The following is a 13593-nucleotide window of genomic DNA, read 5'->3' as shown; positions in this document are numbered from 1 at the left end:
CTTGACACGTGACCCTCGTTCCAGGCGATGGCGCCGGCTGCCGGCGACCCTCGCCGCCATGTTGACGGCCGTGCTGACGGCCGTGCTGACGGCCACGGTGGGCGCCATCGCCGTGGCGCCGCTCCCGGCGCAGGCGGCCAGCGTCGACACCAACGCGTGGTACGTGCTGGTCAACCGGCACAGCGGCAAGGCCCTCGACCTGTACGACTTCGCGACCAACGACGGCGCGCCGATCGTGCAGTGGGCCCGCAACGACGGCAACCAGCAGCAGTGGCAGTTCGTCAGCTCCGGCAGCGGCTACTACCGGCTCAAGTCCCGCCTCAGCGGCAAGGTGCTGGACGTCTACGAGTGGTCGACCGAGGGCGGCGCGCAGATCGTCCAGTGGGCCGACCTGAACGCCGCCAACCAGCAGTTCCGCCTGGCCGACTCCGACGGCGGCCACGTCCGGCTGATCAACCGCAACAGCGGCAAGGCGCTGGAGGTGTGGGAGTGGGGCACCGGTGACGGCGCCAGGATCTCCCAGTGGGACGACCTCGGCGGCGCCAACCAGCAGTGGCGGCTCGTCAAGATGGGCAGCGGCGGCGGAGGCGGCGACGGCAGCGGCGAGTGGCCCTCCGACACCGGCAGCGTGCACATCACCGAGACCCGTGACGTGGGCACGTTCTTCGACGGCGGCATGAAGCGCTACTACGGCATCGGCGACGGCGGACAGGGGGAGAGCCAGGATCCGATGTTCGTCGTGGACAACGGCGGCACCATCCAGAACGTCATCATCGACGCCCCGGCCGGCGACGGCATCCACTGCGAGGGCTCGTGCACGATCCGCAACGTGTGGTGGAACGACGTCGGTGAGGACGCCGCGACGTTCAGGTCGTCCAGCTCGTCGGCCACCTACCTGGTGGACGGCGGAGGCGCCAAGTCCGCCTCCGACAAGGTGTTCCAGCACAACGGCGCCGGCACGCTGACCATCAGGGACTTCCAGGTGCACAACGCGGGCAAGCTCTACCGCGCCTGCGGCAACTGCTCCAGCTCCTACCAGCGCCACGTGGTCATGGACGGCGTCACCGCCCGCTCGACCGACGTGCTGGCCGGCATCAACACGAACTGGGGCGACACGGCCCGCTTCAGCAGGATCACGGTGTACGGCGACGACACCACGATCTGCGAGAAGTACCGGGGCGTCCCGAAGGGCGACGAGCCGGAGAAGATCGGCGAGGGGGCGGATGGCGTGAACTGCCTCTACTCCTCCTCCGACATCACCTGGCGCTAGTCACCGAGGGGCCCCGAGCGAGCTCGGGGCCCCTCCCGCCTGCTTTCCTGCCGGCCCGCCCAGGACGACACGGACCGGCCAGGCGGCGGCCGCCGAACGTGCGGAGCTCCAGCGGTCACGCGCGCAGCACGTCACGTGCCCGCGCCAGCGTGGCGAGGGCACGCGGGAAACCGGTGAGGAGGCCGGCCAGCACGTCGACGGCGGAGGCCACCACCTGTGCCGGGATGCCGCGCGCCGTGTGGATGCCCGCCATCCACCTCAGGAACGAGGAGAAGAGTTCGGGATCGTCGACATACAGGGAGGCCCGCAGGTAGTCGACGATGCGGGCGATGTCCTCGGCGGTCTGCCCGACCTGCCGCTCGGTGTAGGCCGCCATCTCGGGCACGTGCCGGCCCAGCTCGTCCATGACGCCTCTCACGAGGGCGGGAGCCGACCGGTCCAGCCGCGTGTACTCGGGTCCGGCGAGGTGCGGCGGTCCGCCGGGGGCGGTCCTGCGCGGCAGCGGCCCGGCGGCCAGGAGATCCGCGGCGGCACGGGCGTCGGGCGCCCAGTCGTCGGCGCCCAGCAGCCGGGCGTAACGGCCGTCGTGGCCGAAGGCGGCTCCGCCCGCCAGCACGGGGGTGCCCGCCGCCTGGCAGGCGGTGATGGCCGCGTGCGCGGCGGGCAGCCGGATCGCGAGCGAGCTGGACAGCGCCGCCGCGTCCGGGTTCGTCCGGTGCAGGTGCGCGACCAGGTGGCGCGTGGCGATCTGCGCGCCCAGGTAGTCGACGTGCCAGCCGTTCACCCGCAGCACCTCGCTCAGCAACCGCGCGGGGAACGCGTGCCATTCGCCGTCGATGCACGCCACCGCGACCCGGCCCCTGCCCGGCGCCCGGCTCTGCCTCATGGCCGGGTGGTGGGCCAGGGCGTCGAGCACACGTTCGTTCACCGCGGTCGCGGTGTGCTCCTGGGCGACGGTGACGCGGTTGGCCGCCCACTCGTGGCCGACCCGGGCCTGCACGGCGGCGACGACGTCCATCAGCAGGGTCTCCACGGGGACGCCGGCGTCGATGGCGGCCGTCGCCGCGTCGATCGCGGCGTACTGGTCGCCCGCCATCGCCGCCGCCCACAACGTGTCGACGTGGTTCCCGATGCCGGCGTTCACGGGAGCCGCTCTCCTGCCGCGCCGGGTGGGACGTCGCGGCAGGCCGTGATGGCGACCACCGCCATGTCGTCGTGCTCGCCGCCGCCGACCCACTCCGATGCCAGCATCTCGACGCGTTCGGCCAGCGCCTCCGGAGGCATGCCGGCGCACTGCGCGAGCTGCTCGCACAGGCGTTCGTCGCCGAAGAACTCGTCGCCGAGCGGGCCGCCCCTGGCCTCGATGATGCCGTCGCTGTAGAGCAGGCACGTCTCGCCGGGCTCCAGCTCCACCGAGGCGGTGGCGCTGGTGATGTGCTCCAGCAGGCCGATCAGCGTGCCGACGGTCGTGACCGTCTCGACGCGGCCGTCGTTACGCAGGATCAGCGGTGGCGGATGCCCGGCGCTGGTCAGCCGCAACTCGACGCGGGTGCCGCGGCGCCTGAACGAGGCGAGGACGAGGGTGACGAAGCGGGTCGGGACGCCGTCGGCGATGAGGACGTCGTTCAGCAGCTCGAGCACGCGGTGGTGGTCGTCCGCCAGGGCCGACAGGGCCCGCAGGGTGTTGCGGATCCTGCCGGTGAGCACGGCGGCCTCCAGCCCTTTGCCGGACACGTCGCCGAGCACCACGAGCGACTCGCCCCCCGCGCCCGCGACGGGATGCACGTCGTAGAAGTCGCCGCCGATCCGCTCCCCGGCGCCCGCGGGCCGGTATCGGGCCGCCACCTCCGCACCCTCCAGCCGCGGCGGGGGAGGCGGCAGCAGCTCGGCCATCAGGGTCTCGGTGATGGCCTCCTGCTCGGCGTACAGGCGGGCGACCGAGATCGCCGCACCCGCCCACGCGGTCAGCAGCCTCGCGAACACCGCCTCGTTGTCCGAGAAGCCGGCCTCCCGCTCGCGCCGCAGCAGCACCAGCGCGCCCGCGTGCAGGCCGCGGCCGGGCAGGGAGGCCAGCGCGACCGAGCCGATGTCCCCGGACCCGTCACTGAGCACCCAGCCGGGAGCGTCGGCCGGATCGATCCAGCGGGCGGGCACCGGCGGGAAACCTTGCAGCGCCTCGTCGAGGCCCGGGACCGCGCGTGGATCGATGGCCGCGCTCTCGCGGGCCACCCGGCCTCTCGCGTCGGAGCGCACGATCACGAACCTGCGGCGGGGCATCGGCAACACGACCAGCGCGGCGTCGGCGAGCCGCCGGGCGGCCAGGCGCGCCGTCGTCTCCAGGCAGCGGTCGAGGTTCAGGGAGGACAGCAGCTCCCCGGACGCCTCGACCATGTACGTCGTCCACTGGCGCTCGGCGTGCAGCGCCTCGGCGGTCCGCCGGCAGCCGGTCATCCCGGCCGGCCCGGCGGGAAACGCGTCATGAGCCCGCGAGCGTCGTACCCCACCATCCAGATCGTGCCCCGTCCCCGACCGCTGTCCGAATCGTCACTCTACGGGCAGCAGGGCACGGGACCCTTCACGTCATATCCTTTCTTTCCGTATCTTTCACCTGCACCGGTGCAGGACGGCCCGCCGGAGGCGATCGAGCTCGTCGCGGCAACCATCGAGGGCGTGACGCTCGTCGAGATCAAGAACTGACCGGTGTCGTGGCGCGGCTCGCGCGGCGGAGCTAAGGTCGTGCCGTGAGGGATGAGGAGCAGGCAAACCTGGTCACGGGGGTCGGGGTGATCGACCGGGCGGTCGCCATCCTCGACACCGTCGAGCGCGCCCCGATGAGCGCCACCGAGCTGGCCCGCCACCTCGGCCTGTCCGTCCCGACCGCGCAGCGGCTGGCCGCGTCCATGGTCAAGCACGGGTTGTTGCGCCGTGACCCGCAGGGGCGCTACCACGTCGGGCGGCGCTTCACCTCCTCGGGCCTGATCACGGTCTCCGGCCCCGTGCTCGACGACCTGCGCGCGCGCACGGGGGAGACGGCGGCCATCTGGGTGCGGCGCGGCGATCACCGGCTCTGCGTGGCCAGCGCGGAGTCCGAGGCCGAGCTGCGTGCCTCCCTGCCCGTCGGCTCGCGCCTGCCGCTGGCCGGGCGCGGCTCGGCGGCGCGCATCCTGGAGGTCGGCGACCCGCCGGATCCCGCGCGTCCCGAGCGGCGCTGGCTCGAGAGCGTCTCCGAGCGCATGCTGGGGCTGAGCTCGGTCAGCGCGCCCGTGCGGGTCAACGACGAGGTGGTGGCGGCTCTCTGCCTGTCCGCCCCGCTGTCGAGGGTCAGCCGGGAAGGGCCCGGCCACCAGTACGGCGACCTCGTCGTGGCCGCCGCCGAGCGCATCGAGAAGCTGATCGTGTCCGGCTGACGGCCCTGCACGAAGCCGGCCGTGTCCCGCTGAGGGGGTTCCTCGCGAAGCTCATCGTGTCCGGCTGAGCGCCGCTCACGCGAGCGCGTGGGCGATGTGGCGCGTCGACCGGTAGAGGTCGCGGTAGAGGTGGTAGAGCCGGTCGTAGTCGGCGGCCGCGCCCGCGTCGGGCTCGACCGTGGCGACGGCCGGGTTCCAGCCCTCGCCGGCCACGCCGCACGCCCGGGCGGCCAGCATGGCGTCGCCGTACGCCGCGCCGACCGTGTGCGCGGGCAGCACCTGCGGCTGCTGCAGCACGTCCGACACGATCTGGGTCCACAACCCGCCCCGCGTGCCGCCGCCGACCGCCACGAGCCTCCTGCCCGCGCCGCCCGCGGCGCGCATGGCCTCCAGGTTGTGCCGCACGCCGAAGGCTGTGGCCTCCAGCGCCGCCCTGTAGAGGTGGCCGCGCCCGTGCCGCAGGGTCATCCCGATGAGCGTGCCGCGCGCGTCCGGGTCGAAGAGCGGCGTGCGCTCCCCGGCGAAGTACGGCAACATGAGCAGCCCCTCCGCGCCACGCCCGGCGGCCGCGGCCTCGGCGGTGAGCTCCTCGAACGACGCGCCGGTCAGGTCGCGCAACCATCCGGTGATCGCCCCCGAGGTGGCCATCCCCGCCGCCAGGTTGTACGTCCCCGGCGCGACCCCGGCGGTCCCCCACAGGTGCGGCGAGGCGGCCCGCGCGGCGAGCACCTCGACGATGAACATGGTGCTCCCGTACATCAGCATGACGTCGCCCGGCGCGGTGACGCCCGCGCTGTGGGCCTCCGCCCAGGCGTCGATGGTGCCGGCGACGACCGGGATCCCGGCGGGCAGCCCGGTGCCGGCCGCGGCGGCGGGCGTGACCGTGCCGACGGTCTCGCCGCTCCACGCGAGCGCGGGCAGCTCCAGCCCGGGCGCGATGCCGGCGGCCCATTCGGCGATCCACGTGTGGGCGCGGGTGTCGTAGAGGGGCGTGCACTGGCTGGCCGAGTGGTGGTCGAGCACGTACGCGCCGGTCAGACGGTACGCCAGCCAGGAGTGCGCCATGAACACGCGCCGGGTGCGCTCCCACACGCCGGGTTCGTGGCCCCGCAGCCATTCCAGTTTCGGCCCGGCCGCCTGCGAGGTGAGCGGCGACCCGCACCTGTCCATGATCGCGGCTTCGCCGTACCGCTCGGTCTGGGCGGCGATCTCGGCGGTGGCGCGGGTGTCCACGCCGTAGAGGATGGCCGGGCGCAGCGGCGTGCCGTCGGCGTCGCAGGGCAGGACGCACGGTCCGATGCCGCTCAGCCCGAGCGCGGCGACGTCAGGGCGGGCCAGCTCCCCGGCGATGGCCAGGAAGTCGGCCCACCAGACCTCGTCCGCGTCGTGCTCGAACCAGCCGGGCCGGGGCGTGGCGGTGCGGTGCTCGCGCACCGCCGTGGCCACCACCGTCCCGTCGGGCGCCACCAGCACGCCTTTGGAGCTCGCGGTGCCGATGTCGATGCCGAGGAACATCAGCCCTGTCCCGACAGGTCGTACTTCTTGTAGAGCTCGGCCGCGTTGTCCTTGGTGACCTGCGTCGTGCCGAGCACCTGCTTCTTGTCCACCTCCTGGCCGTGGAGGATCTTGTTGACGGTCTCGGCCGCCTCCTCCGCGCCCGTCGGGTAGATGAACGTGGCCGAGAGCTGGCCGAGCTGCACGGCGCGGATGCCGCCGTCGGGGATGGCCAGGCCGTCGATGCCGATGAACTTGATCTGCTCGGCCTTGCCCGCGGCCTGGGCCGCCAGGTAGGCGCCGAGCGCCATGGGGTCGTTGTGCCCGTACACGAGGTCGATCTTCTCGTGCTGGGCCAGCCACTGCTGCATGATCGGGGTGGCCTGTTCCTTCAGCCACTTGCCCTCGCGGTCGGCGATGATCTTGATCTTGGGATTGGCCGCGATGGCCTCGCGGAAGCCCTTGTCGCGGTCGATCTGCGGCTGGTTGGACATGATGCCGCGCAGCTCGACGATGGTGCCGCCGTCGGGCAGCAGCTTGACCGCCTCCTCGCCCGCCTTCTTGCCGATGAGCACGTTGTCGCCGCCGATGAAGGCGGTGTAGCAGTCGGTGTTCACCGTGCGGTCGAGGATGATGACCGGGATCTTGGCCTGGCACGCCTGCTCCACTGCCGCCGTCAGCGGCGCGGGCTCGGTGGGGGAGACGATGAGCGCGTCGACCTTCTGCGTGATGAAGTTCTGGACCTGGGAGACCTGCGTGGCGCTCGACTGCTTGGCGTCGGCGATCGGCAGCAGCTCGATATCCGGATATTTCTTCATGAAGTGCTGCAGCTGCAGGTTGAGCTGCGCCCGGTACGGCTCGGCGTTGTTCGACTGCGAGTAGCCGACGACGAACGTCTTCTTCTCACCGCCGTCCGCCGACGTCGACGGGCCGGGCGCCTTCGACGCGCACGCCGCGGCGAGAACCGCGCACAGCGCGATGGTGATGGCCTTCTTCACGATCGAGACCCTCCTCGGAAGAACTTGAAGAGATCGGGACGCTGCAGGACCACCGCCACGACGACGATCAGCCCCTTGATGACGAGCTGCCAGTTGTCGCTGACCGCGTTGAGCCCCAGCACGTTGTCCAGCAGCGTCAGGATGAGGGCGCCGACGAACGTGCCCGCGATGGTCCCCCTGCCGCCCGCCAGCGACGCGCCGCCGATGACCGCGGCGGCGATGGCGTCCAGCTCGTACGACTGCCCGGCCTGCGGGTCGGCCGAGGCGCTGTAGGCGGCGTCGATGGGCCCCGCGAACCCGGCGAGCATGCCCGACAGCGTGAACACCGCGATCGTGATCGCCGTGACGTTGACCCCGGACAGGCGGGCCGCGGTGGGGTTGCCGCCGACCGCGTACACGTGCCGGCCGAACCGGGTCTTCGTCAGGATCAGGTGGAAGACCACGCAGACCACGATGAAGGCCAGCACCGGGTAGTAGATCCGGTCGAACAGGTTGTGCCCCGGCGTGCCGAACAGCTGGAACGCCTCCGCCTGCGGCGTCAGCTTCCCGTCGGGGCCGGCGATCTGGGTGCCGACGCTGACGTTGTCACTGACCTGCCGGTCCAGGCCGCGTACGACGGACAACATGGCCAGCGTCATGACGAACGACTGGATGCGCAGCCAGGCCGTGCCCGCGCCGTTCAGGAAGCCGAAGAACGCACCCACCACCATGCAGATCGGCACGATCTGCCACGGCTCCAGCGAATGCTTCGACAACATCATCGCCGCCGTCATCGAGGCGATGCCGAGCAGCGAGCCGACGGACAGGTCGATGCCGCCGGTCAGGATCACCAGCGTGACGCCGACGGCCAGGATGCCGCGCGAGGCGAAGGCGCCGACGGCGTTGGTGAGGTTCGTCTCGTTGAGAAAGATGTCGCCCTTCGTGGCGATACCGACCGCAAGGATCAGGACCAGGCCGATGTAGGCCTGGGCCGCGCCGAGGGCGGAGAACGTGCGCCGCAGCCGGTTCTCGCCCGGTGGCTTCGCGGGCGTGGGCGGCGCGGTCTTGGTCGTCATGGGGTCGTCACCTTTTGTCGTGCCATGGCGGCTTCGAGAATCGCCTCCTGCGTGGGGTTCTCCGTTCGGGAGAACTCCGCGGTGATCCGGCCCTCGCACAGCACGAGGATGCGGTCGCACATGGCGAGCAGCTCGGGCAGCTCCGACGAGGCCACCAGCACGCCCTTGCCGCCGGCGGCCAGCGAGGACATCAGCGCGTGGATCTCCGCCTTGGCCCCCACGTCGATGCCGCGGGTGGGCTCGTCCATGAGGATCAGCGACGGCGAGGTCAGCAGCCACTTGGCCAGCACGACCTTCTGCTGGTTGCCGCCGGACAGGTTCCCGACGGTGAACCGGGTGCCGGGCGCCTTGACCCGCAGCTCGGTCACCTGCCGCTCGACGGCCGCCTGCTCGCGGCGGGCGTCCACCATGCCGAAGCGCAGGAACCGCCCGAGCGAGGGCAGGCCGGCGTTGAAGGCGATGCTGTTGCCCAGCACCAGGCTCTGCGCCTTGCGGTCCTCGGCGACGAGCGCGACGCCGCGCCGGATCGCGCCCTTCGGGCTTCGCGGGCGGTACGGCCGCCCGCCCAGGCTCATCGAGCCCGCGGCCGGCCGGTGCATCCCGAAGATCGTTTCCAGCAGCTCGCTGCGGCCCGCGCCCATCAGGCCGGCCACGCCGACGATCTCGCCCGCCCGTACGGACACGGAGACCTCGCGCAACGGGGTACGGCCGGTGCCGGGCTCGCCCGGCACCGACAACCCCTCGACCTTCAGCAGCTCCCCTCCGGTGCTTCCGCCGTCCGCCCGCGGGAACATCTCGCCCAGCGGCCGGCCGACCATCATCCGGATCAGCTCGTCCCGGTCCACCTCCGAGCGTTCGCCGACGTACGTGCCGTCGCGCAGCACGACCACCCGGTCGGCGATCTCGTCCAGCTCCTCCAGGCGGTGCGAGATGTAGATGACGGCCACGCCGCGCCCGGTCAGGTCGCGGATGACCGTGTACAGCCGCCGCACCTCCGCGTCGGCCAGGGCCGAGGTCGGCTCGTCCATGACCAGGACGCGGACGTTCTGCGACAGCGCCTTGGCCACCTCGATGAGCTGGCGTTCGGCGATCTTGCACTGCTTGATGAGCCGGCGCGGCGACAGGTCGAGGCCGAGACCGCGCAGCAGCTCCGCGGTCCGTGCCTCCATGGCCTTCCTGTCGAGGATCGCGCGCTCCCTGCCGAGGAAGATGTTGTCCGCGACGGACAGCTCGGGCACGAGGTTGAGCTCCTGGTGGATCATCGCGATCCCGTGCCGGCGCGCGTCCTTGGGCGAGTGGATGCGCGCCGCCTGCCCGCCGATCTCGATCTCGCCCTCGTACTCCTTGAACACGCCGGCCAGGATGTTCATCAGCGTCGACTTTCCGGCGCCGTTCTCTCCGAGGAGGGCCACCACCTCGCCCTCCGCCACGGTGAGCGAGACCCCGTCGAGGGCCCGCACGCCGGGGAAGGACTTGCCGATGGCCCGCATCGTCAGAACGGTCACCGCAGACTCCACGCGGTGTAGGAGGCGGCCGACCAGGGCGTCTTCGGCGTGAGCCGGACCGTGATCTCGCCGCGGCCCCGGGTCGCGCTCGCCGGGATCTGGTAGGTGTCCTCCAGCCACCTGCGGCTCTCGTTGCCGAGCGGCTGCGTCCAGTCGGGCAGCCGGTGCCCGTTGACGGTGACCTCGGCGCGCTGCCCGGCGCGGCTCTGGTCACTCGTCCGCCGCAGCTCGACGCCCTTGTCGCCGCGGTCGATCCGCAGTCTGAAGGAGACCGGGCCCTCGGTGACGCGCTGGGTGGCCTTCAGCGTGTCGGCGTTCTCCAGATCGCCCTCGAACGCGGACTCCAGCGTGGTGACCTCGCCCTGGCCGGTGTAGCGGTGGGCCCGCTCGCTGGCCGGGTCGCCCACCGTCAGGGCGTCGGTCTTCCTGGCGGCCGCCCTGCCGGAGCCGTACCAGTAGGCGGTGGAGGAGTAGACGCCCTCGACGTTGTTGGTCCAGCCGTGCTCGATGTCGAACGTGATCGAGCTGCCGAACGGCACCGCGTCGCCGATCATCAGCCGGTAGGCGCTGGTGCAGTCGCTCTCCTCCGGGCAGCCGGTGGCCGGGGCCAGGTGCACGGGATTGCCGTGGAAGGGCGTGTTGAAGGTCTCCCTGTTGAAGTACCAGCCCGCCTGGTAGAAGTCCTCGCTGCCGGTGCCGTGGATCTGCGGGGTGCGCGAGCCGTCCACGTGGACGCGCTCGTCGCCCTCCAGGTAGTTGCGGTTGGTCGGGCCGCGCATGGTGTGGCTGACCCCGACGAACTTGCCCTGGCCGGTGGCCTTGAGGAAGGGCCAGCTCTTGCCGGGGGTGGTGGCGCCGGCGTGCGACTGCGCCCCGAAATAACCGACATTTCGTGCCATGGGACGGTGGGCCGACGTGACCGACGCCTCACCCTCGATCGCCCGGCCGGTGCCGTTGTGGAGCTCGACCGTCGCGCCCTTCCCGTACGGCATCGGCCACCAGGCCGACATCGTGCTCGTCTCGGCGTCGACGGCGTACATCAGCGACTTGACCGGCATCATCGCGTGCCCGCTGCCGAAGAACTCGCCGACCGGCGCGTCCACGGTGCGCCTGCCGTCGAAGGCGATCCGCAGCCGCAGCCCCTGCAGCACCTCCTGGGCCGCCCTGACCCTGGCGAGCTCGTCCTCCTCCATCGGGAAGGCGAAGGTCCGCTCGCCCTGCCAGGTCTGCGCGGCGATCGTGTAGCCGTGCGCCGCCTCGTCCGCCGCGTCGCCCACGTCCACGGTGTCGGTGCGCTCGCCGCCGCTGTCCACCCAGTACGTGAACTCGTTGTAGTCGAGGTCCGCCGACTGGAACACGTTCTTGATCGTGATCTGTGCCTTGCCCCTGGTCGCGCTCGCCGGCAGGTCGACGGACTCCTCGGCCCACATGCCCGAGGCGCCGACCTTGCTCGGCGGCCACTGGGCCACCTCCTGACCGTCCACCAGCACCTTGGCGACCTGCTTGCCGATGGCGGGGTCGATGCGCCGGGTCAGCCGCACCCCGTCGTTCCCGGGGTCGATCTTGACGGTGAACTCGCTGGAGCCGTCCTTGCCGAACGCCCGGCCCTCGTCGGCCTCGGTCTCGGGCAGGACCTGCTCGGCCTGGGGCAGCCGGAGCCTGATCTGAGACAGCAGGCCGGAGCCCTGCGTGCGGGCGAGCCGTACCGACCTGCCGGGGCCGAGGTCGATCGCGGTGTCGTGGGTGCGCGCGCCCGGGAGCGCGGGCTTGGGGTCGCCGCCGGCCCTGAGCCGGTCGATCACGTCCTGCGCCTTGTCGGACGGGTCGAACGTGCGCACGCCCTCGGCGTCGGCGAACGTGCGGTAGGAGACGTGGTGGAAGAGCGGGTTGTGCTCGGTCGTGATGCGCATCGACTCCCGGTACGGCATCGGCACCTCGACGTAGACGCCGCCCGAGCTCTGGTCGGCGTTGCCCACGAGGGGATGGACGAAAGGCGCGCCGAGCTTGCCGTTCACCAGGTCCTGCAGGCTCGCCTCGACGACCTTGCGGCCGTCCAGCTCGATGGTGATCGTGCCCGTCTTCGTGACGTCGCCGCCGTCCCTGGTGAACCAGATGGCCTGCACCTCGCCGGCGCCGGTGTGCTCGGCGATCACGCAACCATGGCCGGAGGTGTGCAGGCAGGAGTACGTGCCCTCGAACCCGTCGTTGTTGTCGGCCGTGCGGTCGAAGCTGGAGAACTGTTTGGTCTGCACGCCGGTCGTCAGCTCCGGCAGCCGGTCGAGCCGCCGGTAGACGTCCCACCCGACCAGGCCCTTGTCCGGAACCGGCTGCGCCTGCGCGGGTGCCGCCAACGCCCCGGCCGCCAGGACGGCCGCCAGCAGGATCGTGTTAAGCCGCATCGCCGAACCCCTCGAACTCGACACCCAGTTGTGCGCAGACCGCCCGCAGTTCGGCGACGTGGTCGCCGGGAACGGCGTGGATGTGGTTGGAGCCGAACCGCCCGAGGAACTCGGTGGCCGGTACGTGCAGCCTGGTGAACGCGTGCGGCCACTCGAACGTCGACTGCCTGGCCATGGCCTCGTTCGTGGCGTCGTCGTACAGCTCGAAGTCGCCGCGCATCACGTGCATGCGATAGGCGCCGTCCCTGCGGGTGAGCCGGGCGAACGTGGCGGCGCCGGGCGCGGCCAGGTGGTGCACGCTGGCGCCGCCGGCGGGGAAGAAGAACACCTCGGGGTAGAAGTGCGTCCTCGCCAGGTTCTCGGCGGGGTCGTCGGAGCGGGCGGCGTACCAGGTGGCGTGCTGGCCGGAGTTGCACAGGTCCCACACGTCCTTGTCGGCGTGGTAGTGCCGCACGTCGGCGAACAGGACCGGGTCGCCGCTCAGCAGCTTGAGGATCTGCATGCTCAGCGCGCCGTCCATGTCGGCCTCGGTCGCGCAGACGTGCGTCTCCTTCGGGCCCTCCCAGTCGTAGGGGTCGTTGAGGAAGGACTCGGCGATGTCCATCGTGCAGAAGTGGGTGGTCAGCTCGGGCTGGCCCTTGATGCCGGAGAAGTCCAGCTTCCACTCGTCGATGAGCTCGCGCATCGCGTAGTACGTACGGATCTGCCGTTCGAGCAGGTCAGGTGTGAGCTGCTTGCCGTCGTAGTGGACGTTGCCCTTGGTCTCCAGCCATTCGCGAGCCTCCTCCACCCGGGTCTGGGACGCGTTCTCGCTGCGGCGCACGATCTCCCACTGGTCGATCTCCTCGACGTCCACGCCGAAGGTGCGCATCCACTGGTCAGTGTTGGCGACGGCGGTGTACATGCCCATGGGCCGGCCGCCGATCCGGCCGAACGTCGATCCGCGCAGCCCTCGGACGGCCCGCGCGGCGCGCACCTCGGTCAGCACGCGGCTCTTCACGGCGGGGTCCTCGATGTCGCCCCAGGCCCGTGCGTGCACCCTGCCGATCTGGTCAAGACCGCCGCCGCCGGCCAGCATGCCGACCATGCCCGGCTGGGCGGGGTCGATGTTGGCCATCAGCAGCAGCGGCCCCGGAGTGGCCTCGGCGGCGAGCATGGTGAAATGCGGGAAGGCCCAGACCGCGTAGTTGAAGATCGTCAGGTCGGGCCGCTGATCGGCGAGCCGGCGGGCCTGGGAGGTGGCCAGCTCGCTGGTCGACACGATCTCCGGAGCCACGATCACCTCGTGCCCCTCCTTGCGCAACGCCTCCGCCAGGGCGGTGGTGGCGGCGTCGATGTGATCCACAAGATCGCGGGCGACGAAGTCGCGCCCGTCCGAGATGCTCAGCACTCCGATTCGTGCCACGGGTGGTTGACCTCCATGTTCAGAAATCGATTGCTCAGAAATCGATTTCCACCCAAGCTA

General features: G+C 71.4%; 11 protein-coding genes. 3 read left to right on the top strand and 8 right to left on the bottom strand.

Annotated features, from left to right (window positions below; genetic code table 11):
• The first annotated feature begins 1 nt into the window (after position 1).
• Positions 2-1270 (top strand): pectate lyase, encoded by a 1269-nt coding sequence (locus ACZ6SA_RS16695; protein ID WP_347650123.1) that lies wholly within the window; start codon positions 2-4, stop codon positions 1268-1270.
• A gap of 115 nt (positions 1271-1385) precedes the next feature.
• Here the strand turns inward: ACZ6SA_RS16695 and ACZ6SA_RS16690 are convergent, their stop codons facing one another.
• Positions 1386-2414, bottom strand: a complete 1029-nt coding sequence (locus tag ACZ6SA_RS16690; protein WP_465828715.1) for a cobalamin B12-binding domain-containing protein — start codon at positions 2412-2414, stop codon at positions 1386-1388.
• Positions 2411-3721: a PP2C family protein-serine/threonine phosphatase gene (locus ACZ6SA_RS16685; RefSeq protein ID WP_465828713.1), complete on the bottom strand. Its 1311-nt coding sequence runs from the start codon at positions 3719-3721 to the stop codon at positions 2411-2413. Before ACZ6SA_RS16685 ends, ACZ6SA_RS16690 begins: the two co-directional genes overlap by 4 nt.
• 27 nt (positions 3722-3748) lie before the next feature.
• Here ACZ6SA_RS16685 and ACZ6SA_RS16680 point away from each other — a divergent pair, with 27 nt between their 5' ends.
• The gene (locus ACZ6SA_RS16680; protein ID WP_347650120.1) at positions 3749-3967 is read left to right on the top strand and encodes a hypothetical protein; all 219 of its coding nucleotides are present in this window, start codon (positions 3749-3751) and stop codon (positions 3965-3967) included.
• A 44-nt stretch (positions 3968-4011) separates the two neighbouring features.
• Entirely contained in the window at positions 4012-4677 is a 666-nt protein-coding gene (locus ACZ6SA_RS16675; RefSeq protein ID WP_465828711.1) for an IclR family transcriptional regulator, read from the top strand.
• A gap of 75 nt (positions 4678-4752) precedes the next feature.
• On the opposite strand, the gene ACZ6SA_RS16670 is transcribed toward ACZ6SA_RS16675, so the two are convergent.
• The 6 genes from ACZ6SA_RS16670 to ACZ6SA_RS16645 are packed head-to-tail and all read right to left on the bottom strand — an operon-like array spanning position 4753 to position 13533.
• Entirely contained in the window at positions 4753-6192 is a 1440-nt protein-coding gene (locus ACZ6SA_RS16670; RefSeq protein ID WP_465828709.1) for an FGGY-family carbohydrate kinase, read from the bottom strand.
• Positions 6192-7169, bottom strand: a complete 978-nt coding sequence (locus ACZ6SA_RS16665; RefSeq protein WP_347650117.1) for a substrate-binding domain-containing protein — start codon at positions 7167-7169, stop codon at positions 6192-6194. The genes ACZ6SA_RS16670 and ACZ6SA_RS16665 overlap by 1 nt, the downstream gene beginning before the upstream one ends.
• Positions 7166-8224 (bottom strand): ABC transporter permease, encoded by a 1059-nt coding sequence (locus tag ACZ6SA_RS16660; protein ID WP_347650116.1) that lies wholly within the window; start codon positions 8222-8224, stop codon positions 7166-7168. Before ACZ6SA_RS16660 ends, ACZ6SA_RS16665 begins: the two co-directional genes overlap by 4 nt.
• Positions 8221-9729 (bottom strand): sugar ABC transporter ATP-binding protein, encoded by a 1509-nt coding sequence (locus ACZ6SA_RS16655; RefSeq protein ID WP_465828706.1) that lies wholly within the window; start codon positions 9727-9729, stop codon positions 8221-8223. Before ACZ6SA_RS16655 ends, ACZ6SA_RS16660 begins: the two co-directional genes overlap by 4 nt.
• Positions 9726-12128, bottom strand: coding sequence for a glycoside hydrolase family 172 protein (locus ACZ6SA_RS16650; protein ID WP_465828704.1), 2403 nt, complete (start codon positions 12126-12128; stop codon positions 9726-9728). The genes ACZ6SA_RS16655 and ACZ6SA_RS16650 overlap by 4 nt, the downstream gene beginning before the upstream one ends.
• Entirely contained in the window at positions 12118-13533 is a 1416-nt protein-coding gene (locus ACZ6SA_RS16645) for an L-fucose/L-arabinose isomerase family protein (protein WP_465828702.1), read from the bottom strand. The genes ACZ6SA_RS16650 and ACZ6SA_RS16645 overlap by 11 nt, the downstream gene beginning before the upstream one ends.
• Between the last annotated feature and the right edge of the window lie 60 nt (positions 13534-13593).

The organism is Nonomuraea sp. NPDC049378 (assembly GCF_055586745.1).
The sequence above is the reverse complement of the archived record's forward strand: the minus strand, read 5'-3'. Positions and strand labels throughout refer to the sequence as shown.

What these genes read in the sequence shown, in the direction of transcription:
- ACZ6SA_RS16650 (WP_465828704.1), bottom strand. Translation starts at nt 12,128, where the DNA reads ATGCGGCTTAACACGATCCTGCTGGCGGCCGTCCTGGCGGCCGGGGCG.
- ACZ6SA_RS16660 (WP_347650116.1), bottom strand. Translation starts at nt 8,224, where the DNA reads ATGACGACCAAGACCGCGCCGCCCACGCCCGCGAAGCCACCGGGCGAG.
- ACZ6SA_RS16670 (WP_465828709.1), bottom strand. Translation starts at nt 6,192, where the DNA reads ATGTTCCTCGGCATCGACATCGGCACCGCGAGCTCCAAAGGCGTGCTG.
- ACZ6SA_RS16680 (WP_347650120.1), top strand. Translation starts at nt 3,749, where the DNA reads ATGAGCCCGCGAGCGTCGTACCCCACCATCCAGATCGTGCCCCGTCCC.
- ACZ6SA_RS16685 (WP_465828713.1), bottom strand. Translation starts at nt 3,721, where the DNA reads ATGACCGGCTGCCGGCGGACCGCCGAGGCGCTGCACGCCGAGCGCCAG.